The sequence below is a fragment of the Vibrio sp. M260121 genome, assembly GCF_036533715.1.
Lineage (GTDB): Bacteria > Pseudomonadota > Gammaproteobacteria > Enterobacterales > Vibrionaceae > Vibrio.
The window spans coordinates 93,478-115,990 of the sequence record NZ_JATABF010000010.1; the positions used below are offsets into that span (position 1 = coordinate 93,478).

At 45.5% G+C, this 22,513-nt stretch carries 20 protein-coding genes and 2 tRNA genes; 8 read left to right on the forward strand and 14 right to left on the reverse strand.

Features of this window, described 5'->3' with window-relative positions; translation table 11 throughout:
* The first annotated feature begins 204 nt into the window (after nt 1-204).
* Nucleotides 205-1,767: a DUF1800 domain-containing protein gene (locus QTO06_RS08325; protein WP_331407416.1), complete on the forward strand. Its 1,563-nt coding sequence runs from the start codon at nt 205-207 to the stop codon at nt 1,765-1,767.
* Nucleotides 1,768-1,776: 9 nt separating this feature from the next.
* Nucleotides 1,777-3,102, forward strand: coding sequence for a DUF1501 domain-containing protein (locus tag QTO06_RS08330; RefSeq protein WP_331407417.1), 1,326 nt, complete (start codon nt 1,777-1,779; stop codon nt 3,100-3,102).
* 100 nt (nt 3,103-3,202) lie between these two features.
* On the opposite strand, the gene QTO06_RS08335 is transcribed toward QTO06_RS08330, so the two are convergent.
* Nucleotides 3,203-4,300 (reverse strand): ketoacyl-ACP synthase III, encoded by a 1,098-nt coding sequence (locus QTO06_RS08335; protein ID WP_331407418.1) that lies wholly within the window; start codon nt 4,298-4,300, stop codon nt 3,203-3,205.
* Between the two features lie 165 nt (nt 4,301-4,465).
* Here QTO06_RS08335 and trxC point away from each other — a divergent pair, with 165 nt between their 5' ends.
* Nucleotides 4,466-4,900 (forward strand): thioredoxin TrxC, encoded by a 435-nt coding sequence (gene trxC / locus QTO06_RS08340; protein WP_005443913.1) that lies wholly within the window; start codon nt 4,466-4,468, stop codon nt 4,898-4,900.
* A gap of 176 nt (nt 4,901-5,076) precedes the next feature.
* Nucleotides 5,077-6,237, forward strand: a complete 1,161-nt coding sequence (locus QTO06_RS08345; RefSeq protein WP_331407419.1) for an MFS transporter — start codon at nt 5,077-5,079, stop codon at nt 6,235-6,237.
* A gap of 110 nt (nt 6,238-6,347) precedes the next feature.
* On the opposite strand, the gene QTO06_RS08350 is transcribed toward QTO06_RS08345, so the two are convergent.
* Nucleotides 6,348-7,247, reverse strand: a complete 900-nt coding sequence (locus tag QTO06_RS08350) for a helix-turn-helix transcriptional regulator (protein WP_331407420.1) — start codon at nt 7,245-7,247, stop codon at nt 6,348-6,350.
* 52 nt (nt 7,248-7,299) lie between these two features.
* Between QTO06_RS08350 and QTO06_RS08355 the strand changes: the two genes are divergently transcribed.
* Nucleotides 7,300-8,685, forward strand: a complete 1,386-nt coding sequence (locus tag QTO06_RS08355) for an MATE family efflux transporter (protein ID WP_331407421.1) — start codon at nt 7,300-7,302, stop codon at nt 8,683-8,685.
* A 12-nt stretch (nt 8,686-8,697) separates the two neighbouring features.
* On the opposite strand, the gene QTO06_RS08360 is transcribed toward QTO06_RS08355, so the two are convergent.
* Nucleotides 8,698-9,093: a nitrous oxide-stimulated promoter family protein gene (locus tag QTO06_RS08360; RefSeq protein ID WP_331407422.1), complete on the reverse strand. Its 396-nt coding sequence runs from the start codon at nt 9,091-9,093 to the stop codon at nt 8,698-8,700.
* Nucleotides 9,094-9,177: 84 nt separating this feature from the next.
* Nucleotides 9,178-9,687, reverse strand: a complete 510-nt coding sequence (locus QTO06_RS08365) for a GNAT family N-acetyltransferase (RefSeq protein ID WP_331407423.1) — start codon at nt 9,685-9,687, stop codon at nt 9,178-9,180.
* Between the two features lie 72 nt (nt 9,688-9,759).
* Here QTO06_RS08365 and QTO06_RS08370 point away from each other — a divergent pair, with 72 nt between their 5' ends.
* Both QTO06_RS08370 and QTO06_RS08375 read left to right on the forward strand, forming a co-directional pair.
* On the forward strand, nt 9,760-9,948 hold the full coding sequence (locus QTO06_RS08370; protein ID WP_020196844.1) for a DUF2986 domain-containing protein: 189 nt from the start codon (nt 9,760-9,762) through the stop codon (nt 9,946-9,948).
* A 350-nt stretch (nt 9,949-10,298) separates the two neighbouring features.
* Nucleotides 10,299-11,630 carry an anaerobic C4-dicarboxylate transporter gene (locus QTO06_RS08375; protein WP_045367869.1) on the forward strand — a complete coding sequence of 444 codons (1,332 nt, stop codon included), beginning with the start codon at nt 10,299-10,301 and terminating at the stop codon, nt 11,628-11,630.
* Nucleotides 11,631-11,732: 102 nt separating this feature from the next.
* Here the strand turns inward: QTO06_RS08375 and QTO06_RS08380 are convergent, their stop codons facing one another.
* Nucleotides 11,733-12,221: a LabA-like NYN domain-containing protein gene (locus QTO06_RS08380; RefSeq protein ID WP_045401169.1), complete on the reverse strand. Its 489-nt coding sequence runs from the start codon at nt 12,219-12,221 to the stop codon at nt 11,733-11,735.
* Nucleotides 12,222-12,341: 120 nt separating this feature from the next.
* Here QTO06_RS08380 and QTO06_RS08385 point away from each other — a divergent pair, with 120 nt between their 5' ends.
* Nucleotides 12,342-12,782: a DUF4174 domain-containing protein gene (locus QTO06_RS08385; RefSeq protein ID WP_005427007.1), complete on the forward strand. Its 441-nt coding sequence runs from the start codon at nt 12,342-12,344 to the stop codon at nt 12,780-12,782.
* Nucleotides 12,783-12,803: 21 nt separating this feature from the next.
* On the opposite strand, the gene cobA is transcribed toward QTO06_RS08385, so the two are convergent.
* From cobA to QTO06_RS08430, 9 genes are all read right to left on the reverse strand, one after another.
* Complete coding sequence (gene cobA, locus QTO06_RS08390; RefSeq protein WP_331407424.1) at nt 12,804-13,562, reverse strand: uroporphyrinogen-III C-methyltransferase; 759 nt, start codon at nt 13,560-13,562, stop codon at nt 12,804-12,806.
* Nucleotides 13,563-13,860: 298 nt separating this feature from the next.
* Complete coding sequence (locus QTO06_RS08395) at nt 13,861-14,709, reverse strand: formate/nitrite transporter family protein (protein WP_331407425.1); 849 nt, start codon at nt 14,707-14,709, stop codon at nt 13,861-13,863.
* Nucleotides 14,710-14,886: 177 nt separating this feature from the next.
* Nucleotides 14,887-15,210 carry a nitrite reductase small subunit NirD gene (nirD, locus tag QTO06_RS08400; RefSeq protein WP_005387969.1) on the reverse strand — a complete coding sequence of 108 codons (324 nt, stop codon included), beginning with the start codon at nt 15,208-15,210 and terminating at the stop codon, nt 14,887-14,889.
* A 13-nt stretch (nt 15,211-15,223) separates the two neighbouring features.
* Nucleotides 15,224-17,788 carry a nitrite reductase large subunit NirB gene (gene nirB / locus QTO06_RS08405; RefSeq protein WP_009705342.1) on the reverse strand — a complete coding sequence of 855 codons (2,565 nt, stop codon included), beginning with the start codon at nt 17,786-17,788 and terminating at the stop codon, nt 15,224-15,226.
* A gap of 280 nt (nt 17,789-18,068) precedes the next feature.
* The gene (locus QTO06_RS08410) at nt 18,069-19,550 is read right to left on the reverse strand and encodes a nucleoside hydrolase (RefSeq protein ID WP_331407426.1); all 1,482 of its coding nucleotides are present in this window, start codon (nt 19,548-19,550) and stop codon (nt 18,069-18,071) included.
* Between the two features lie 69 nt (nt 19,551-19,619).
* Nucleotides 19,620-20,972, reverse strand: coding sequence for a diguanylate cyclase (locus QTO06_RS08415; RefSeq protein WP_331407429.1), 1,353 nt, complete (start codon nt 20,970-20,972; stop codon nt 19,620-19,622).
* A gap of 126 nt (nt 20,973-21,098) precedes the next feature.
* Complete coding sequence (locus QTO06_RS08420) at nt 21,099-21,545, reverse strand: hypothetical protein (protein WP_005440991.1); 447 nt, start codon at nt 21,543-21,545, stop codon at nt 21,099-21,101.
* A 427-nt stretch (nt 21,546-21,972) separates the two neighbouring features.
* Nucleotides 21,973-22,046: transfer RNA gene (locus tag QTO06_RS08425), tRNA-Cys, on the reverse strand.
* 180 nt (nt 22,047-22,226) lie between these two features.
* Nucleotides 22,227-22,300 (reverse strand) — tRNA-Cys (locus QTO06_RS08430).
* Between the last annotated feature and the right edge of the window lie 213 nt (nt 22,301-22,513).

Sequence of the window (22,513 nt, forward strand, 5' to 3'; positions counted from 1 at the left end):
CAGTCACTTATCTGTTTTTTCTTATCTTAAATTAAGCCCTGACCAGACTATTCTCTGTAATTAATAACTTTGATAGTGATTTTTACCGTCTATAATCCGTCTTGCAGCTGCTTGATTTCACTAAATTTATTAATTAGCTCATTTCGAGCTTCATGACTCCCGTTAAATGGATTTAAGTCGTTCCTTTGGGTAAGCGAGTTAACTATGAGACGTCAGAAACAAAACGAAATTTCTTGTTGGGTGCTAGGTTTTGTTGCCATGCTGTTGTTTTTTGTAGGACCAGTATCGGCGGACGAAGACGACCCAGATCTACCAACTGCACGCTTCTTATATCAAACCACGTTTGGTCCTACACCTGCTTTGATCGACCAAATAAACCAAACCGAATACGAGGATTGGATTACAGAACAAATACTTCTCCCTCCTACTTATCACAGTGATCTTTACTTCACGCCTTTTAGTAAAGGGGCACAAGCAAACCGAGAAAACGCTTGGTATCAAATCGTCCTCACTTCCGAAGATCAACTCAGACAAAGAATGGCCTTTGCTCTTAGCCAAGTTCTCGTTGTATCCCGGTATGGCGGTCTACTCGGTAGCAAGCCAGAAAGTCTGGTCAATTATTATGATTTACTGGTCGAAAATGCCTTTGGAAACTATCGCGACTTGTTGCTAAAAACCGCTATGCACCCTGCCATGGGAAACTATTTGTCGATGATGGGAAGCGCAAAAGCAAACGCAGCGACAGGCGCACTTCCAGATGAAAACTTTGCTCGTGAATTGATGCAACTGTTCACCATCGGTTTGTACCAATTGAACTTAGACGGCAGCATAAAATACGATTTAGAAACTGGGCATGCGCTCGCAACCTACACACAAACAGACATACAAGAACTCGCACGCGCGCTGACGGGTTGGAACAAGTCAGACACTGCGTTTGTGAAGCCTATGCGCGTGATTAAAAACCGTCATGACACTGGTGAAAAACACGTACTCGGTAGCAAGATCCCTGCGGGACTGACCGCCGAAGAGGAGTTGGAACGTGTCATTGATATTTTGATGAGTCACGACAATATCGGGCCATATGTATCTAAACTGCTCATTCAACGCTTTGTGACCTCTAATCCAACGCCAGAATATATTGCAAGAGTTGCAACCGTGTTCAATAACAACGGCAATGATGTAAAGGGCGATTTGAATGCCGTTATCCGAGCGATCTTACTTGATGACGAGGCTCGCGGAAAAACATCCATTCGCCCAATAAAAGTAAAAGAGCCAATCTTGGTGCTGACCAATTTCCATCGTGCCGCTGGCTTTACACTCGACGCTGCACGATACGATGGCGCGGTATCCTTGATGAACATCGCCAATCAAGGACCACTGCGGTCACCTTCTGTGTTTAACTTCTATTCGCCCGACTATCAGCCTTCAGCCGACTTTGTGTTTACCGGAATGGTTTCGCCCGAGTACGAATTATTGGATTGGTCGGTATATACAGAGTTGGTTAACTTCATGCTCTACAGCGTCCGCAAAGGTTCTGGCTCGACTTACTCATTGGATATGACTGATTTGTACAAGTCGCTTGATGATCATGAGGCATTGGTTGAGGCCATCGATGTGCGTTTCTTTGCAGGCGCGGCTTCTCCGCAGCTAAAGCAAATCATGCATAACGCACTCAACAAATACCAAACCAATTATGTTCCCACCACCAAACTTGCCTTAGTGATTTTCACCGCGATTTCTGGCAGCGAATTCTACATCCAAAATTAGGAGCGACTTATGAAACTTTCACGACGCAATTTTATGAAAAGTACCGCTTCTTTGGGTGCTATGGCTTCCGTGGGTTTACCGGGTTACGCAATGGCTTCGCCTACCAATGATTTTCGTGCGCTTATCTGTGTGTATTTGTCTGGCGGTAATGATGCAATTAATACGTTCCTGCCCTTGTCCGACTTCCATTACGACCAATACGCCAGTGTGAGAGGTAAACTCTCTGTTGCCAAAAATAGCATTATACCTATTGGGCTAAATACAACAGACAACCGAGGCAATACGGTACCTTTGGGTATGCATCCAAAGTTAGCTCGACTGGCTGAAATGTTCGATAACGGTGATGCCACTGTCGTTCTTAACAGTGGCGTCCTTGAGCAACCCATGACGAAACAGATGATTGAATCTGGTGAGGTTGCTTTGCCTGATCAGCTCTTTTCTCACAATTCGCAAAGCAACACCTTAATGCGCGGCGGCATGAACACGTTCGCAAACCTAGGCTGGGCAGGAAGAATGCTTGATGTAATTAGCTCCCACTCAGAGATTACGCCGCTGTACAGTGTTCATGGTGACTCCTTGTGGCTACGCTCCCTTGAACACCGACAAACCGTGCTTAAGAAAGACCGAGCCGTGCAGCTGAGCGCGATTGGCAATCCACTTTACAAAGAGGTCTATGACCAACTCTTGGCGACTTCTCCTAATAATCCATTCAGTGGCCACTTTAATCTAATGGTTGATGAGTCTATGACCATGAGTGGCGTGTTGGCTGAGCAACTGCACAATGTAGAGGATGCACCGCTGTTTTCCTCTACCACGCTCGGCAAGCAAATGCAGACGGTCTACAAATTAATTGCGAGCCAAAGCCACTTGAATCAACAGCAACAAGTGTTCTTCGTTAAACATACTGGTTATGACGTTCATGATTCGCAACTGTCGAAACACCCTGCATTATTAGGAGACTTGGCGACAAACCTGTTTGCCATGTATCGAGCAATCGATGCACTTGGAATGCGTGACAATGTCACTACATTTACCATGTCTGACTTTGGCCGCCGCATGACAAACAACGGTAACGGTACCGACCACGGTTGGGGCGGACATCAGTTTATTATGGGTGGCGCGGTTAACGGGTCGAAGCCAATTGGAACATGGCCTGAATTGGTATTAGATGGCGAAGATGATTACTCGAAAGGACGTTTGATTCCGAAAATCGGTACTGACCAAGTGGGTGCAACGCTAGCTCAATGGATGGGCATTACCGATGGCGCAGCGTTGGATTACGTGTTCCCCAATATCCGAAACTTCTCTTCATCAAATCTCGGTTTTATGTCGTAACGCCTTTATGTCTTAACACGTGTGACATAGGCACAAAAAAGGGAGCGTTAGGCTCCCTTTTGCTTGTTAGTTGTTTTGACCAGTTAGGCGCTAGCGCTAGTTATGCGTCTTCACCACGTGGGCGTTCATTACAAAGCTTAATTGCACGCTCTAGTAGCTCAAGTGCAGACTTGTCACTCTCAGGTAGCGCAGCGTCACTTTCAGCAATTGGCGTTACGCGGTCACCCCACTTCAACACAGCTGCACCCCATGTTAGACCAGCACCGAACGCTGCTAATAACATGTTGTCGCCTGGCTTAACACGACCTTGTTCTAGCGCTTCACACAATGCGATTGGCACCGTCGCTGCCGAAGTGTTGCCGTAGTTTTGGATGTTCACAAACGCTTTTTCATGTGGGATACCAGAAAGGTCACACAACGTTTGGATGATACGAATGTTTGCTTGGTGCGGGATTACCACGTCGATTTGATCTGTGGTTAGTTCTGAAGCTTTCAGAACTGTTTTCGCCGCTAGACCCATGCCTTTTACGGCGCGTTTGAAGATCTCTTGACCTACAAAGTTGAAGTCCCAGTAACCGTTGTCTTCCGCAAAGCGGTCCATGCATGTACCAAACTTAGGTACGGAAAGGATGTCGCGCCCTTTTGCATCACAACCAATTTGCGATTGCAGTAGACCTGTTTCTTGCTCTGTACGAGTCAGAACAACGGCCCCTGCACCATCGCCGAACAGTACAGCAGTATCGCGCATTGCCCAGTCGATGTAGAAAGAAAGACGCTCTGCACCAATAATGATTGCGTTTCTGTAGTTGCCCGATTGAATCAAACGTGTGCCTGTTTCTAGACCGTATACGAAGCCAGTGCATGCCGCGTTTAAATCGAATGCAGCAGCCGAGCGAATTCCAAGGTTTTGCTGAACCTTAGAAGCAATGTTTGGAATCAGAGAATCAGGAGAGCATGTCGCAACAATGATTAGGTCGATGTCACTCGCTTCTACACCTGCACGAGCCATCGCGTGTTGCGCGGCTACCGTTGCCATGTCAGACGTGTTTACGTGGCTGATGCGACGGTTTTCAATACCAGTACGGGTGCGAATCCATTCATCTGAAGTTTCAAGGAAAGTGCTAAGGTCATCGTTAGAGAGCGTGGCTGGTGGAAGACATTTTCCCCAACCGGTAATTTCAGCGTAGTAATTTGTCATCGCAGACCTATTTATTGTTGTATTTTAATGAAATTTCTTAGAACCTGTTCGGGTCCAAATACAGACTTGCCGTCTTATAATTCGGCAGGCTAAAAAATAAGTATACAAATTATGAGGCTGACTGGTAAGTCATGTTTTCATCAAGTTGTCATAAAGGAAGAAGTCATGTCATCGTTTAAAACTCGTTGCCCGTCTTGTGGCGGTTTAAATCGTGTCCCTAATGAGCGAGTTGCAGAAGCTGCAAGTTGCGGTAAATGCAAAAACGCCCTGTTTGATGGCGCACCGATAGAAGGCACTGTCGATAACTTCTCGGCGCTGCTAGAAAGTAACACACCAGTTGTGGTGGATTTTTGGGCACCATGGTGCAATCCATGTGTTGGTTTTGCGCCTGTTTTCTCGGATGTGGCACAAGAACAGACCGGAAACGCTCGTTTTGTCAAGATTGATACCGAAGCGCAACAGCAGCTTGCCGCTCAATTTGGTATTCGTAGCATCCCAACCATTATGGTTTTTAAGAATGGCCAGCGCGTGGATATGATCAACGGTGCACTACCGAAGACTCAATTCGATCAATGGTTAAATCAAGCACTTAGCAAATAATCCCTTGCGCCAGCCTCGCTTACAGGCTGGCGTTTTTATGCAGCATTTCCCCATAGAATTTCGATAAATTTCTTTTGTCGAAACGACTCAAATATATCGTTTTACTTGCCTATTAATTAGCCTCATATTCGCGCCGAATAACCCCTGATTTTTACTTAACTTATAGGCGCAAAACATTGGAAAACACAGCCATTCCTGCAGCATCACCACGAGTCACAGTTCCTGTCGTAGCACTGTCTCTTTATGCAGTGGCGTCAGGCTATTTGATGAGCTTGATCCCTCTTATGCTTGGTGAATACAACATCTCTGCTGATTACGCGAGTTGGTTGGCGAGTGTGTTCTATGGCGGTCTATTGATCGGCGCAATGTTCTTTGAACGTATTGTTCGCAACGTTGGTCACCGTAAAGCGTTCGTAGGTAGCTTAGCTGCATTCTCACTAACGATCATCGTACTGCCTATTATTCCTAACGGCATGGTATGGCTTTTCGCACGTTTTATCGCAGGTATTGCGGTCGCTGGCGTATTTGTCATTGTTGAATCATGGCTAATGTCTGGTGATGAAGCATCACGTGCTAAACGCTTGAGCCTGTACATGCTGTCACTATACGGTGGTTCTGCACTGGGTCAGGTTGGTATTGGTATCCTTGGTGTGAGCGGCGGTGTTCCTTTTATTGCCATCACAACACTGATCTTAATGGCGATGCTAGTGCTACTGTTCATCGATTGTGAACAACCAAACAGCCATGAATCAACTGCACTGTCGTTTAAACAGATTTCTAAACTAAGCCACGCTGCGATCATTGGTTGTGTTGTGTCTGGTCTTACTTTAGGTGCGATTTACGGTTTGATGCCTGTTGAGCTTGCAAACCGCAAAATCAGCCACCAAGACATTGGCACTCTAATGGCACTTGTGATCCTTGGCGGCATGCTGGTTCAACCTATGGTGACAACCTTAAACAAGTACATGGCGCGTACAGTGCTGATGGCGTTCTTCTGTATCCTTGGTATTTTCTCTATCGGTCTGACCTTCGTTTCTTCGTCAGCTGTAGTATTGGCAGCGGCATTGTTCTTATTGGGCATGGCAACATTCGCACTATACCCAATTGCGATTAACCTGGGTTGTGAAGGTTTGGACGAGCGTTTCATCGTGTCTGCAACGCAAGTCATGTTGTTCAGCTACAGCGTAGGCTCGGTAGCAGGCCCGGTGGTTGCTGATAAGTTCATGGGTCAAATGCACGGCTTGTTGGGCTACTTGTTCGCAGCATTGCTTGCTACTTGCATCTACATGCTAATCGCAGCGACCAAGTCAAAACATCAAATGGCAGCGGGTTTGTAATTCAAACCTCTCCAAAAAGACAAACAAAAACGAGGGTCAATGCCCTCGTTTTTTATTTCTGAATACTCTACTTTATCGATCATTAGGTGATCACTAGAAGTCAAAACGACTCATTGGCTTTGATTCTCCAGTATCCTCTTGCGATAGCGGGTTGGCGAAGTGCCGTAAAACTTTTTAAATCGATGAGTGAAGTTGTAAGGGTCACGATAGCCCAAACGATTGGCAATCATAGCGACTGACCAAGCCGGATACTGCAATAAGTCAGCGGCCTTGTGCATACGAAGCTCAATCAACTTGCTTCTCGGACTCATATTGAAAAGCTGTTTAGATAAACGGTTGAACTGCTCTTCACTGATAAAACACTGCTTGGCCATTTCGGCAATGGTCCACGGCAAGTGTAACTGACCTTCAACTTCGTTAAAGAGGGTTTGGACGCGCGACAGCGAAGTACTGATTGGGGTTTCAACACTTTTTACCAATCGTTGCACTTCACTAATCAACAACTGGCGAAACCCCGTTCGACCCCCAATTTCGTTATAGAGTAAGGTCATCAATGACCATACCTGCTCAGAGCCCCGAAACGGCACCACGGTTTGCCCCAAGTCAGAAAGGTGCTGCCAAGCCTCGGTATTTTGAGGCAGAAGCCAAACCATCTTCCAGAGTCCTTTACTTGGATTCATTTCAAATCGAAAACACGTATCTACGGGCAAAATAGTCAGCGTATAAGGTTCAATTTCTTTAACGAAATCCGGTGTAATCAAAACACCGCCACCTTCAATGGTAAACAGCAAGGTATGAACGCCCACTTTGTCTCGCTCGACATGGTAACCATCGCGCAGTTCAGCAAGCCCCGCCATAAAGATATCTGCTCGTTTCCATTCAGGGATTTCAGTTAGGGTCAGGAATCGTTCTTTACATGCGGGTGCTAAATGCACATCGTCGTGCCACTCTGTTTTGATGGCAAATTGTTCGATGACGGATTCGCACAGGTTTTGTGGTTTTTCGCACATGTATTTCTGTCCCTATTGGCTTTATATTCCTCACAAATTTCGAGGAGTAACTATGACGAACAACATTGGCATCAAAAAAAGCGACAACTCATTATCTAGCGGGCTACTGAAGCAGATCATCCGCTTGGGTTTCCCTGTCGCGATCCAGAGTGCGTTGGTGGCTATTCTCGCCTTGGCTGATGTTCTCATGGTTAGTGACTTTGGTAAAGAAGCAACCGCAGCTGTGGGAATTGCATCAAAATGGCATTTTGTCGCGATTATGATCATGGCGGGTTTGGCGTCTGCAAATGGTACGCTTGTGGCTCAATATTGGGGACGTGATGACGCAGTAAGTGCAAAAACCGTCACCGGGATTGCGATTCGATTTGGTTTAAAAGTCTTGATTCCTGTTACCCTGATAATCACTGTCGGTAGCGAACTGATCATGCGTCTACAAACCAACGATACGCAAGTCATCGAACTCGGCTCAACCTATCTTTGGTATGCGTTCCCTGTTCTGTTACTCACTCATATCATCATTGTTTTAGAAGCGAGCATGCGCTCTTCTGGTGACACCGTCACTCCTTTACTTATGGGCGCGGTGACGATTGTTCTCAATATCGCACTGAACTTCTGGCTCATCAAAGGTGGGTTCGGTGTACCAGCAATGGGTGTTGCGGGTGCGGCTTTAGCGACAACAATTTCTCGCCTGTTCCAAGTGCTGGCTATGGTTGGTTACATGCGTTGGCGTAAGCATTGGTTATTGGAAGTGAAAGAAGGTTCTGAGCGTCCTTCTTTGTGGCTTTCTTACCGCCGCTTGGCGCTACCAATGACCTTAGGTGCGCTACTTTGGGCTATTGGCACCATGGTGTATCAAATGATTTTTGGTCACATGGGCACGACAGAACTGGCGGTATTCAGCATGTTAGGCCCGTTTGAGTCACTGTGTTATTCCATCTTCTTTGGTATATCGGTCGCGTGTTCAGTGATGATTGGGCAGTCGTTAGGGCGTGATGCTTTTGAACAAGCTCAGAACATGGCCAGCTTCTTCATTAAAGCCGTGTTTGTGTTTGGTATTTCGATCGGTGCGTTGTTGCTACTAAACCGAGAATTAATCATTGCTGCTTTGAACTTAGACAACCCTGAGCTTTACCCACTTGCAGCACCTGCGGTGGTGATTTTATGCAGCGCGATTTGGCTTCGCATGCTTAACATGATCATCATCAACGGTATTATTCGTGCGGGTGGCGATAACGTCTTTTGCTTACGCATGGACTTTATCGCGATGTGGATGACAGGCCTACCTTTGTGTGCGGTTGCTGCGTTTGTATTAGGTTGGGAATTTAAATACGTTTATGCGCTCATGATCGCCGAAGAAGTGGTGAAACTAGCATTGTGTTACCGCAGATACACGCAAAAGTATTGGATTAAGAATTTAACGGTCGTGACAACTTCTTAATTCTTATATTGGCTAGGATTTCTTACCCTCGCGTTCTACACTCATTCGTTTGTGGCGATTCGACGCATTGGCTGCTGGTTTTTCAGGCACCTCGCGCTTTTCATGCATCAAGTGTCGAATTGCCAAGATTGGGTGTTTAAGCAACATTCTCGGCCCTGAATAACGCATCACTAAACGCATTTGTTCTTTAGGTTCTGGCTTGTAACAGTGAATCGGACATTTGTTGCAAGTCGGCTTGTCTTCTCCGTAAGGGCAACGATCAAGCCGCACTTCCGCGTACTCTAATAATTCACGACATTCCGCGCACAACTCACCTTTGGTGCCGTGGTGGTCTTTACAGTAAACCTCCACCATCGCTTTAACGGTTTTAAATTCTGTGGCGAGTTTGCCTAATAAAATGTCGCTCATTCTTTCCTCAATCTAAAGCAGCTTTGGCTCAGAGACCTTAACAATAAGGCACTAACCAAAAAGCTTTATTTACCGCTTATCGGGTCACAACTTCATGGTATAGAGTTGCAATGTACGGCCATTATCGTAAGTCTGCTCGACACGTTCAAACTGAAAACCCAATTTTTCTAGCAAACTTATACTACGATTATTGTCATTATTGGTGATAGCGACCAAGTTTTCTATTTTCATCTCGTCCCGAGCAAAATCGACCACAACACGCGCCGCTTCTTTTGCGTAACCTTTTCCATAAGCGCTAGGTAGATAACCGTAACCAATGTCAAACGCCGTTAGTGTGTCGCGTTTGACCAAACCACAAATGCCAATAGGTTGTTTATCATGATTGGTTTCTACCACCAGCAAACTGACGCCCTTGAGTTCTTGCATCCTTAACATGTTGTCTTGAATGTAACGTTTTGCTTCTTCTAAAGTGCGAATCTGCTTGTCACCGACGAAACGATAAAAGTCAGGCTGATTGTAGAGTTCTAAAATAAACGGCGCATCTTCTACACTAACAAGACGAAGTGTCAGGCGTTCTGTAATAAGTGTTTTCATAAGGGATCCATTAGGCTTGTAACTTGGTGGAAAAATCACTATCCTGCCCCGCTAAATTAAAGGACCAACACCATGAACCGCAAGAAGAAAATCAATTCGATCTTAAAAGCGAAGTTGAAAAAACAAAATGCAAAGCTTCATAAGAGCAACAAGCCTCGCTATATCTCAAAAGCAGAGCGCGCGAAGATGGAAGCTGAAGAAAAAGCAGCTGAGCAAACTTCGCAAGTGAGTGAAGAAGCTCAAACAACTGACGAAGCATAAAAGAAAAGCCGCATAACGCGGCTTTTTTATTTTAACCAAGGTTAACTTGGCATGTAAGTCGCCTGAAAATCTAACGCCTATCGTTTAAATTATCATCTAGGCCAAAAAGCGCTCAAAACCACTGAAAATCCTTGCACCAAAATGGACCGCTGTAACCTTAGCTGACGACGATTCAAACATTCCTTCAACACCCTTTCAAACCACTATTAACACTGACACGGCTCAGCGTGAGTTATTCCCAATTATTGGACATTGCTGTTTCTTATAAAACGGAATGTGAACAAGGCTAAGTATTTTTTCCTTCAATACCGAAACAATAGAAGTCCCTGTTTCTAATAAGGAAATTAAACATGTTGTATCTTGAGTTTCTATTTTTGCTCGTGATGCTGTATATCGGCTCACGGTATGGCGGCATTGGTCTTGGTGTCGTTTCTGGTATTGGTTTGGTCATTGAGGTTTTCATTTTCAAGATGCCTCCAACGTCTCCACCAGTGACCGTAATGCTGATCATCCTAGCGGTGGTCACTTGTGCCTCCATTCTTGAAGCCGCAGGTGGCTTAAAATACATGTTGCAGGTGGCAGAACGCGTATTACGTAAGAACCCTAAACGCGTCACTCTTATTGCGCCGTTCGTGACTTACTTTATGACCTTCCTACTTGGTACTGGTCACGCGGTTTACTCTATCATGCCAATCATTGGCGACGTTGCGCTTAAAAACGGCATTCGTCCTGAGCGTCCAATGGCAGCAGCATCGGTTGCTTCTCAAATCGCCATTACTGCGTCACCAATTTCAGCGGCTGTAGTTTACTACCTTGCACAATTGTCTGATATCCAACACGAGATCACCCTACTTTCTATTTTGCTAGTTACCGTGCCAGCAACCTTGTTTGGTACCTTGTTGATGTCTCTATACAGCCTAAAACGCGGTAAAGAGTTAGAAGACGATGAAGAGTATCAAGAGCGTCTGAAAGATCCGGTTTGGCGCGACAAGATCTTAAACACAACGGCAACCTCTTTGGATGAAGTACTGCCGTCTAGTGCTCGTAACTCTGTTCTGCTGTTCATCCTATCGATTCTTGTGATTGTCGTTATCGCGATGTGGCCAGAAGTCCGTACCATCGCTGAAGGCTCCAAGCCAATCAGTATGGCAGTTGTGATTCAAATGATGATGCTCTGCTTCGGCGGTATCATTTTGCTAGCGACTAAGACCGATCCTCGCGACGTACCAAATGGCGTTGTCTTTAAATCAGGTATGGTGGCAGCGATTGCTATCTTCGGTATTGCTTGGATGTCAGATACTTACTTCCAATACGCAATGCCTCAGTTTAAGTCAGGCATCGTAGAGATGGTAACCAACTACCCTTGGACATTCGCACTAGCACTATTCATTGTGTCTGTTGTGGTGAACTCTCAAGCAGCGACAGCTCGCATGATGTTACCGGTCGGTTTAGGTCTAGGTTTAGAGCCAGCACTGCTTATCGGTCTGATGCCAGCGGTTTACGGCTACTTCTTTATTCCAAACTACCCTTCAGATATCGCGACTGTGAACTTCGATACCTCAGGTACTACTAAGATTGGCAAGTGGTACTTCAACCACTCATTCATGTCTGTGGGTTTAATCGGCGTGATTGGTGCGTGTTGTTTGGGTTACTTGCTAGGGCAAATGATCATTCCGTCATAACCTATTCATTAGACAGAATATGGGGCGAGTCATTGTACGTTTGCGTACAGCCTGAAGTGACTCGCCCTTTCTTCTTTCTCGAAGCTATACCGTGAGGAGATATTAAAGAAGAAAGTCCTCATCGACAGCAACAAAGTTGTCCGCGCAATCAATCAAGGTTTGGGAAGTTAACTTTGGTACGCCATACACTGTGACTTTCTTGTTAAAGCGTTGCTGAATGCGTTCCACCAACAGACTGAAATCACCATCGCCAGACACCAAAATCACTTCATCCACTTCAGGGGCAATTTCAATCGCATCTAGCGTGATACCCACATCCCAGTCACCTTTAGCACTGCCGTCACGGCGTTGAATGTAAGGCTTGAGCATCACCTCAAAGCCAACACCACGCAAAATATGGTGGAACTGGCGTTGCTTAGGATCGTTACTCGCAATTGCATAAGCTCGTGCACTCACCACTTCTTTTCCTTGTGTCGCGACATACCAAAACTGGTTGTAATCAAAATTGCTGCGGTACGCTTCACGACAGGTGTAGTACACGTTTTGTACATCGACTAAGATTGAGATCTTTTGTTTGCTTTCAGAATTCATCTATTTAATACGCTTTATTTGTTTGTCGCATACCCTATGCCACTTTGCACCAAAGCACAATGAGCTAATTCCACTAAACTTACCGTATAACTTGGTATTCGCGTTACTAGGAGTGAAGCCATGAGTAAGACAATCATTGCCCTGTTGCTTTCATGCCTCATATCGAGCCCGGTATTTGGCTATCCAGCGCATGCCCAATACTGGCCGCATCGTAGCGTGTTGTATTTTGCGCCTGCTAATGACGACCACGTTAAACAGTTTTTGCTTGAGGCCCTCATGAATGAATGTGAATTGGAAGATCGCGACGTGATCACTTTAGTGATTGCTGAGGACGGTTTTACTGAGCCTTCATGGCTAAAAGAGGAGTTCGACTTAAAAATGCTGGCTGCTCTCTACGAAGTCAAAGCAGGTCAACACACTGCGATTCTTTTGGGTAAAGATGGCGAAGAGAAACACCGCTGGGGAGCGAAGACCGATTGGCAATTCATCAACAACCTTATCGATGAAATGCCAATGCGGAAAAGAGAGATGCAACAGAAACGCAATCCTTGCGCGATTTAGTATTAAACGAAAAGGCCGTTGTTATCGTCCAAACCATTCCAGTTTGTTGTGCAGCTGGGTCACACTACCCACCACAATCAGTGCAGGACTCACTGCTTGCTCTGCCATGCTAGAAAGTTCGTTCAACTTACCTTGGAACACTCGCTGTTCTGGGCGCGTGCCATTCTCAATGATTGCGCATGACATTTCTGGGTCTAATCCGTGCGTGATAAGCTTATCCATGATATGACCGCTTTGCTTCAAACCCATATAGAACACAAGCGTGTTGTGTGACTGCGCTAGCGAGTGCCATTCAATCTCACGCCCATCTTTTTGTACATGACCAGTGATAAACTGAACGCTTTGAGCATGATCGCGGTGCGTTAATGGAATACCGGCGTAGGCAGTAGCACCCGCTGCCGCTGTGATACCTGGAACTACTTCGTATTTGATGCCAAATTCCGCTAATTCTTCTAGCTCTTCACCACCACGACCAAAGATAAATGAATCGCCGCCCTTCAGACGTACAACACGCTTACCTTCTTGTGCTTTCTGCACCAAGATTTGGTTGATTTGATCTTGAGGCACACAGTGAAAGTCCAATTTTTTGCCTACGTAGATCATCTCTGCTGATGCGTGAGCCAATTCAAGAATGTCTTTCGACACCAATCGGTCGTACACCACAACTTCAGCCGCTTGAATGGCTTTTAAGCCTTTTACGGTGAGCAAATCAGGATCACCTGGACCTGCACCAACAAGAGAAACAAAGCCGCTGTTTAAAGATGAGTGAGCAGTAGTCATATCAACGCCTATCGAAAAATTTAGATATAAAGAGAGACTCTTGGCAAAGAAGCGCTTTTTATAGCCAAATAGCTTATTCGTAGATGGGAACGAGATTCCCTACTCTGTCGTTCCTCCATCTAGGGAATGACAGGCTTATCGCTTTGCTTGTCATCGCATTAGATGAGCAGTCTTTGTTGAATTGCTCCTATATGAGTCATTCCCGAAAGCGACGAAGGAGCGTAGTCGGGAATCTCTCGGTTCAAGTCCAAAGAGAGTCCCGACTCGTTCATTACCTAATATTGGTAATAAACCTCGATTACTTAGCCATTGCAGGTTGTGCTTTTACTTCTTCTTCTGCATTGATAGAAGGCGCAGTTTTTGCGTGAGTTAGGTACAGTGGAATACAAGTCATTATTAGACCACCAACAATGTTACCTAGGATGGTTGGGATAAGGTTGAAGTTCAACCAAGTCGCGATACCAAAATCCGCACCTAGAATCATACCTAGTGGGAATAGGAACATGTTTACTACCGTGTGCTCAAATACTAGTGCAAAGAAGATGAAAATTGGGAACCACATCATTGCTACGCGACCAGACACTGAACGTGCAGTCATGTTGCCGATAACGCCTAGACACACCATTAGGTTACAGAAGATGCCGCGTACGAAACACGTAATCCATCCGTCCATACCCATGTTTTCAAAACCAAGGCTACGTGCGGTAGAAACAGCGATGAATTTCTTCGCTACTGCGTTCAGTTCTAGAGAGAAGTTGCCTGTTAGTGAGATAGCCACTAGGTAAGCAACGAGTAGAGAACCGATAAGGTTACCCAAGCCCACTAGACCCCAACAACGGAAGATACGACCCCAAGTGATACCAGGACGGTTTGCAAACTTAGCCAGAGGCGCTAGACCAAAAACACCGGTCACTAGGTCGTAACCCATCACACTTAGAATCACGAAACCAACTGGGAAAACAAGCGCACCCACGATGCCAATACCGGTTTGAACCATAGTGGTAATAGCAACAACAACCGCTAGCGATAGGATGATACCCGCCATAGTACCGCGAAGTAACAAATCGCGAGTACTGGTGTTGGTTTTCGCTTCACCCACGTTGATCATGGTTTGAACGAATTCTGCAGGCTTATAATCAGTAGACATGAATGTGTCCTTATTCAAAAGTGAAAGTTAAAAATTAAAGATTGAATAGAGAAAGGCTTGCCGCTGAGTAACACCTAGCTTCCCTGTCCCCGCAGATGAACCACGGAAAGCCTTTACCTATTAAATCTAGATTTGGGTTCATTCCCTCCCCCTTAGAGGAGGGAATGGAAACCAAGCTTATGCAGAAATTTCTACTTCGCCGTTGGTTACGCGCGTTTTGTACGCTTTCACGCTAAAACGCTCGTCTTCCATGCACGCACCTGTAGTCAGGTTAAAGCGCTGCTTTTTAAGTGGGCTTGCAACCCAAAGCTCGCCTTGGTGCTCACAGATCAAACCGCGAGAAAGCACGTTTGATTGGAAGAACGGGTCTGTGTTGCTGATCGCCAGCACTTCTTCTGCTTGTGTTGGGCGGAATACCGCAACTTGCTGACCATCAACCAGTGCACAAACACCCGTGCCCGGTACGATGTCGCTGATTTGGCAAATCTTTTCAAATGACATAATCAACCTTCCCTTATGCTTCAGTGATCGCTACGTGTAGGATGTCGCCTTTCGCTTCAGGGTGTTTTTCCGTGAAGGTTGCTGGGCGGTGCTGTTCACGCTCTTGTACAAACACAACGTTGTCATCGCGCTTGTCAGAGTTGATGAAGTGCGCGAAACGAGTCAGTTGTGATTCGTCGTTGATGGTCGCAGTCCACTCACACTCGTACTCGTCTACAAGCTTCGCTACGTCAGCTTCTAGTTGAGCGTTGATGCCAAGTTTGTCGTTAACAATCACTTCGCGTAGGTAGTCAACGCCGCCTTCCATGTTTTCCATCCAAACTGATGTACGTTGTAGTGGCGCAGCAGTACGGATGTAGAACATCATGAAGCGGTCGATGTACTTAATCAGCGTTTCTTTATCTAGGTCACTTGCAAGTAGGTCTGCGTGACGAGGTTTCATACCGCCGTTACCACATACGTACATGTTCCAACCTGCGTCAGTCGCGATAATGCCAAGGTCTTTACCTTGTGCTTCCGCACATTCACGAGTACAGCCAGAAACACCGAACTTCATCTTATGAGGTGTACGAATGCCTTTGTAACGGTTCTCGATGTAAGAACCTAGACCAACAGAATCTTGAACACCGTAACGACACCAAGTAGAGCCCACACATGTCTTCGCCATACGAAGTGCTTTTGCGTACGCTTGACCAGTTTCGAAACCAGCGTCGATAAGCTTGCGCCAGATCTCTGGAAGATCGTCTTTTTGAGCACCAAACAGACCAATACGTTGAGCACCGGTTACTTTGGTGTATAGGTTGTATTCTGCAGCAACGTTCGCTAGCGCACCCAGTGCTTGAGGTGTTACTTCACCACCCGCCATACGTGGGATAACAGAGTAAGTACCGTCTTTTTGGATGTTACCTAGGAAGTTATCGTTCGTGTCGTGCAGCTTAACCAGTTGTGGCTTAAGAATGTGCTCACCCCAGCAAGAAGCCAAGATAGAGCCAGCCAGTGGTTTACAAACTTCACAGCCGTAACCTTTGCCGTATTTCTCTAGAAGCTCATCAAACGTTTTGATCTCTTCAATGCGGATTAGGTGGAACAACTCTTGGCGTGAGTATGCAAAGTGCTCACACACGTCGTTCTTCACTTCGATACCCGATTTAGCAAGCTCTGCGTTTAGGACAGAAGTGACTAGAGGAATACAACCACCACAGCCAGTACCTGCACCAGTCACTGCTTTGATGTCACCCAATGTGTGGTGACCATCAGCAACCGCTTGAGCGATCTTGCCTTTGGTTACGTCGAAACAAGAACAGATTACTGCGCTTTCTGGTAGAGCGTCTGCACCTAGTGCTGGTTTCTCAGCGCCTGCGTGTGCAGGAAGGATCAACGCATCTGGGTGTTCTGGTAGGTCGATTTCGTTCAACATAAGTTGAAGCAGGTCGCCGTAGTCAGACGTATCGCCAACCATAACCGCGCCAAGCAGTTTCTTGTTGTCTTCAGAAACGATAAGACGTTTGTAAACTTCTTGCTCTTCGTTTTGGTAAACGTAACTCTTACAGCCTTCAGTACGACCGTTCGCGTCACCAATTGAACCTACTTTCACGCCAAGAAGCTTCAGCTTCGCAGACATGTCAGCGCCTTCGAATTTGCTTTCTGTGTTACCTAGTAGGTGATCAACAGCAACTGTCGCCATCTTGTAACCAGGAGCAACAAGGCCGTAGAACATTTCGTTCCAAGACGCACACTCACCAATCGCGTAGATGTTCTCATCAGAAGTCTGACAATGGTCGTTGATAGCAACACCGCCACGAGGTGCCACTTCTAACTCCATTTGGCGTGCTAGTTTGTCTTGTGGACGAATACCTGCAGAGAATACGATGAAATCTGTTTCTAGCTCTGAACCGTCAGCAAAACGCATAACGTTGCGTGCGTTTGTGCCTTCTGCCGCAATCTCAAGCGTGTTTTTGCTCGTGTGAACGTTTACACCCATACGCTCGATCTTTTGACGAAGTTGGTTACCACCAGCAAGGTCAAGTTGCTCAGCCATTAGCTTTGGTGCGAACTCAACAACGTGCGTTTCTACACCCAGAGCTTTCAATGCGCCCGCAGCTTCAAGACCTAGCAGACCACCACCGACAACAACGCCTGATTTGCTCTTCTTCGCACACGCTTCGATCGCTTTAAGATCTTCGATAGTACGGTAAACAAAACAGTCTTTGCTTTCGTGACCTTTGATAGGTGGAACAAATGGGAATGAGCCAGTAGCAAGAATCAGCTTGTCGTATTGAACTTCGCGACCAGTGCTTGAGTAAACAATGCGGTTTTCACGGTTGATGTTAATCGCGCGTTCGCCGATCAGCATGTTAATACCGTGTTTCTCGTAGAAGCCTTCTTTCACTAAAGAAAGTTCATCTGCAGTATGGTGAGAAAAGTAAGAGGAAAGGTGCACACGGTCGTATGCGACACGAGGTTCTTCACAGAAAACCGTAATGTCCATATTAGACATATCAGCTTTCTCGACTAAGTCTTCAATGTAACGGTGGCCTACCATGCCGTTACCGATGACTACTAGCTTCAACTTGCTCATTGTACTTCCTAAGGGTTAGGTTCTTATCACTGAGCGCATTGTTAATTGTGAAAGAAAATCAATACATGATGTAAATCAATTACGGAATTAAACTACCCTAAAGGGGTAGGAGCAGTTTTTAAGCAGCGTTTAAACCTTTGCTTTCGTAATTTAAACAAAATTCATGTAATCCAGCCGAAATGAACTCAACATATTTGTCACATTTCTTCATAACAAAGAAAAAGCAAGCGACTAACCGCTTGCTTTTTAATCACATTTAAGTGGATTTTATAGGGTCGAGTTAAATAATGCCGCGTGATGTCCCTACTCTGCGCCCTTCTTCCATCTCCCATTGAATGCCGTATTTGTCTATCCAGTAGAAAAACGAGATTGGGAAGCCATTCAATTTTTCTGGGTGGTAACTTTTGGATTCATCAATCATAGTGACCCCCTCTTGCTGTTTTAAGTATCGAAATACCTCACCACAGTTGGAAACTTCGAGTGCTATATGTCGAGGACCACCAAGATCATAGGTTCTTGGTTGAGGCGGTATAGCCGTCGCACCAACAGGCGAATGGTATTTCATCAGCTCAAGATAAACCGACGCATACGGGTGCTTTACAAATAACACATCAACAACGACATCTTGCCCACCTAACCCTGCATCTTGATTAAATTCCTCCATGCTCACACCGCGGTAATCCATCTTTTGACCTTGAGCATCGACTGCATGCTCAAATCCAAGCACGCGCTGATAGTAGTCCGCTGCCAAATCAACATCATCAACAATGACATTGATATGAGATAAGCCAAGCACGAAAGCACCAATATCACGTTCTGCAAGACGCTTGAGCATTTCTGGTTCTGCATCCGGTGACACTTCGACCACATATTCGAGCTCTCGCCCCTGCTCTATCGATTCGTTACAGATCAGATATGCTTTCTCTTCGTGTTTCTCTGTATCACTCTCAGCGAGCTCTACCTTTGATTTCCAATAGCGGGAAATAAACCATTCAGGATTCACAACGTAAGCGGCAGCCACCATATCAAAGGGAATAAAGCCATCTTTCGCACCAAAGATCACCTCCCACTCAGCGCACCATGCAATGGAATGGGACTCTAAGAAATGGCTAAGACTGCTCCCGTGGCTCATTTTATGAAGCTCTTTAAAGTTAATCCAAACTTGCGCGCAAGCTTCAAATGGGACAAGTGTTACTAGGATATCGCTATCGAGCAGTACTTGAAAAGCCGCTTGATCGACTTCAAAGTTTAAATCTCGAAATGGTCTCGGTTGGCGTTTGCTGGCAACAAAGTGCTGCTCTGTACTGCGTCTACCCGCGACACACACTACTTTTTCGACATTCTTAGCTTGCTCTGGAAAGTGACGAATGAGCAAAGCAATGTTGGTCAGTGCGCCAATTGCAAGAATGGTTAAGGGTTCTTGTTCTAGTTGAGTGGCGAGATCGTTGACGGCTGGGGGAATATCTTTCGTAGAGTCTAAGTAATGTGCACTCCCTTGCGACACTTCGAGGTAAGTCGGTCCAAACTTCTTAATGAAAGTGCTCGCAATGCTGGTGGTCACTTCAATGTCATCACAATTGCCGAGTGTCGAGCTTACTCCGACGATGTCGACTTCTTGGCTTCTTAGTAGTAAACCTAACGCGTATCCATCATCGACATCACAAAGTTTAAAGCCATCGTGATGTCCGATCGTGATATCTGTGTCGACCCAGACTCGTGTTTGTGAGCGACAGTTATGCTTATCCTCTCCGATGTTATGCATCGAGACTCCTTTCTCTTCTTTTGGTCTTAAATGGCCGGACGGCCGAATTAAATGGAATGAAACTAAAAACTACAGGCTGATAGGCTCTGCCATAATGACAACGTTTCGGCCTTTATCTTTTGCTGTGTACAAGTTCTTATCTGCAACTTCAAAGGCTTGCTCTAACGCTTTTTCACAGGCTTCTAAATCAAGGTGTGGCGTTACTTTTGTAAGTGGAACCGCACCCATTGAAATCGTCACAACTTCAGATGGCAGGTTTTTGATATGTGGGATGGCAAGTGTTTCGACTGCTCGTCTCAGGTGCTCAACTTTGGAGTTCAACACGTCTAAAGTGTTACCGTAGACAAGCAAAGCAAACTCCTCTCCGCCTAGGCGAAACGAAGGTTGATCTTTACCTAGCTGAGAACGAAAGACTTCAGCGACATCACACAAGGCGTTGTCCCCTTCCGTGTGTCCATAGGTATCGTTAAACTTTTTGAAGTTATCGATATCGCACAACACAAAGCAGGCATAATTCATATGGCTAAGGGTTTCATTCACGAATACTGGGGCACTGCGCTTGTACAAATAACGTGAGCCAATCCCTGTTAAGGTATCCGTATCCGTTTGCTGGCGAAGTACCCTCAATTGGTTTTTGATTTTGGTAATTAAACTTGAATAGGAACGTGCGAGTTCACCAATTTCATCTGAACGTGTTATTTCTGGGATATGTGATTGGTCAATCTTTTCGATGTCTTTCTTCATTGATTGAGAAAGACGCTTAAGCGGACTCACTATCCATATTGTGACCATATAAATCAACACCATAGAAATCAGTGTCGCCGTTAACGCCTCACTAAGCAGCTCTTTTATCAAGTGACCTTTAATGTTGTCCAATGCGCTCGCATCTAACACAGCCCAGATGTACCCACCATTGATATTTCTTAAAGGTATGCAGACATGCAATACAGAAAGAGTTGAATCGTAATAAAAATCTGATTGCTGCAAAGCACTTTTATTCCAAGGAAGTTCTGTCTCCCGGTTTAACGTTTGACTGGCCGAGAGTGACGCTAAATCCACATTGGTTTTGTTTATTAGGTATTGAAGTTTATTGCGTTTGATCTCCTCCGTATCTGGCGTCATCGACAACATTTTCACCAGATTGGCCTTTTGGTTTTTTAAGACCTTAACTTCTTGATCACTGACATCAATTCGCCACACTTGGTTCGATTCAGACAAATAGCGCACTGCCACATTTTGAGTTTTGTAATCTGAAACCCCCGATATCTCGATAAACAGAAGATCATCGATCGCTCTGAGGTTTTCTTTCGTCGATGGCATCATCAGGTTGGCGTAGTTGCGACCAGCTATCGAGCCAGACAAAAACGTTACTTGAGAAGACAAATGGGTTTTCGCCATGGTCGCGGCATGCTCAATACGCATGTTCCATTCACTTTGGAAACGCGTAAATGATAAACCTAAGATAATGGAAAGAACCAATACCAGATGCGAAACAAACAGCATCTGGTTAATCGTCAACCAGCCGAAAACTCGATTACTCACAATAAACTACTGCTTATCTTTATAAACGCCCAAAACTGGCTCAGCACACGTACCATTAATACAAATGTCTTGATACGTAGTGTGGCAACTTTGGCAAAATGAAGGCTCTAATGAGGGATGTGTGTGGCTAATATCTTTTCCCTGACGATCGTAACTTCCATAAATCGCCATACCACCGATGTGTTCTGTCACCCAAACAATGCCATCGACCTCGGAAATCGCTACAGCGGTAGGACCATCTGTGTATGGACCATGGGTTTTGTACTGTTCAATCTTTTTCGGATTCACACGGATCGTAAGCGGTGATCCTTGTCCATTATTAATCCAACTGTAAGCTCGAACGGATTCTTGAATAAACAGTGAAGTGTCTGGAGGCAGAATCGTGTCTGCAGGTAGGTTTTGTGACTCTTTAACAACTGGCCATTCCTGCCACCCTTCCGGATAGCTAGCCATAGATGCGGCAAAAGCAGTAAATGACGTAGCGCCCAACAATAAGGCTACGAATCGCCTGCTAAAATGATATAACACGTGTACTTCTCCCTAAAACAAAATGGGCTCATCCTGAGCTAAAATCAAAATGTTATATATTAACAAAACATTATATATGATGTTATCAATTAGGCCCTAGCAATGCACTCAGTTTATAATTAACAACGTTCTGTTAATAGAGTTGAATGTGCATTTTGGGAACTAACGAGAGTGATGAGAAGTGTAAAATGAGGCTTATGTCTAGTTTACGTCAGTAAATAGCGATGAAATGCAATTATTTATGAAATTTGAAGAAGTTAGTTTTGCTGAAATTCTTGAATGGTCAGAGGTCTGAATTGAAGCTACGGGTTTGATTTAAGAAGAAAGATATTTGGGTTAAGAGGAAAGATAATGGAGGCGCCTCCCGGAATCGAACCGAGGTCCACGGATTTGCAATCCGCTGCATAGCCACTCTGCCAAGGCGCCATTTTGTTGCTTCTAAGGTGAAACATTGAGGTTTTCGTAAGGGATTGCCCTTTCGATGGTCGTTGTGAAAGATTCTATTTAAACTTGCCAGAAGCTAACTCAGCTTCAAATCATTTAAATAATCACACCAACCTAATCGCACATTCGATAATGATATGCGATGGTACTCACTCTATCGAATGGAGGCGCCTCCCGGAGTCGAACCGAGGTCCACGGATTTGCAATCCGCTGCATAGCCACTCTGCCAAGGCGCCTTACCGATTTTTTGTTCTCGATGAAGTAAGTCGTTCTTACTTCTATAAGTAGATGGTGCCCCGGGCCGGAATTGATGGTCCGACACTCGGCCGGTCAACTCGACGGCGGGATATTAAATTCACCCACTCAATTTTCGGATGGTGCCCCGGGCCGGACTTGAACCGGCACAACGCGAACGTCGAGGGATTTTAAATCCCTTGTGTCTACCAATT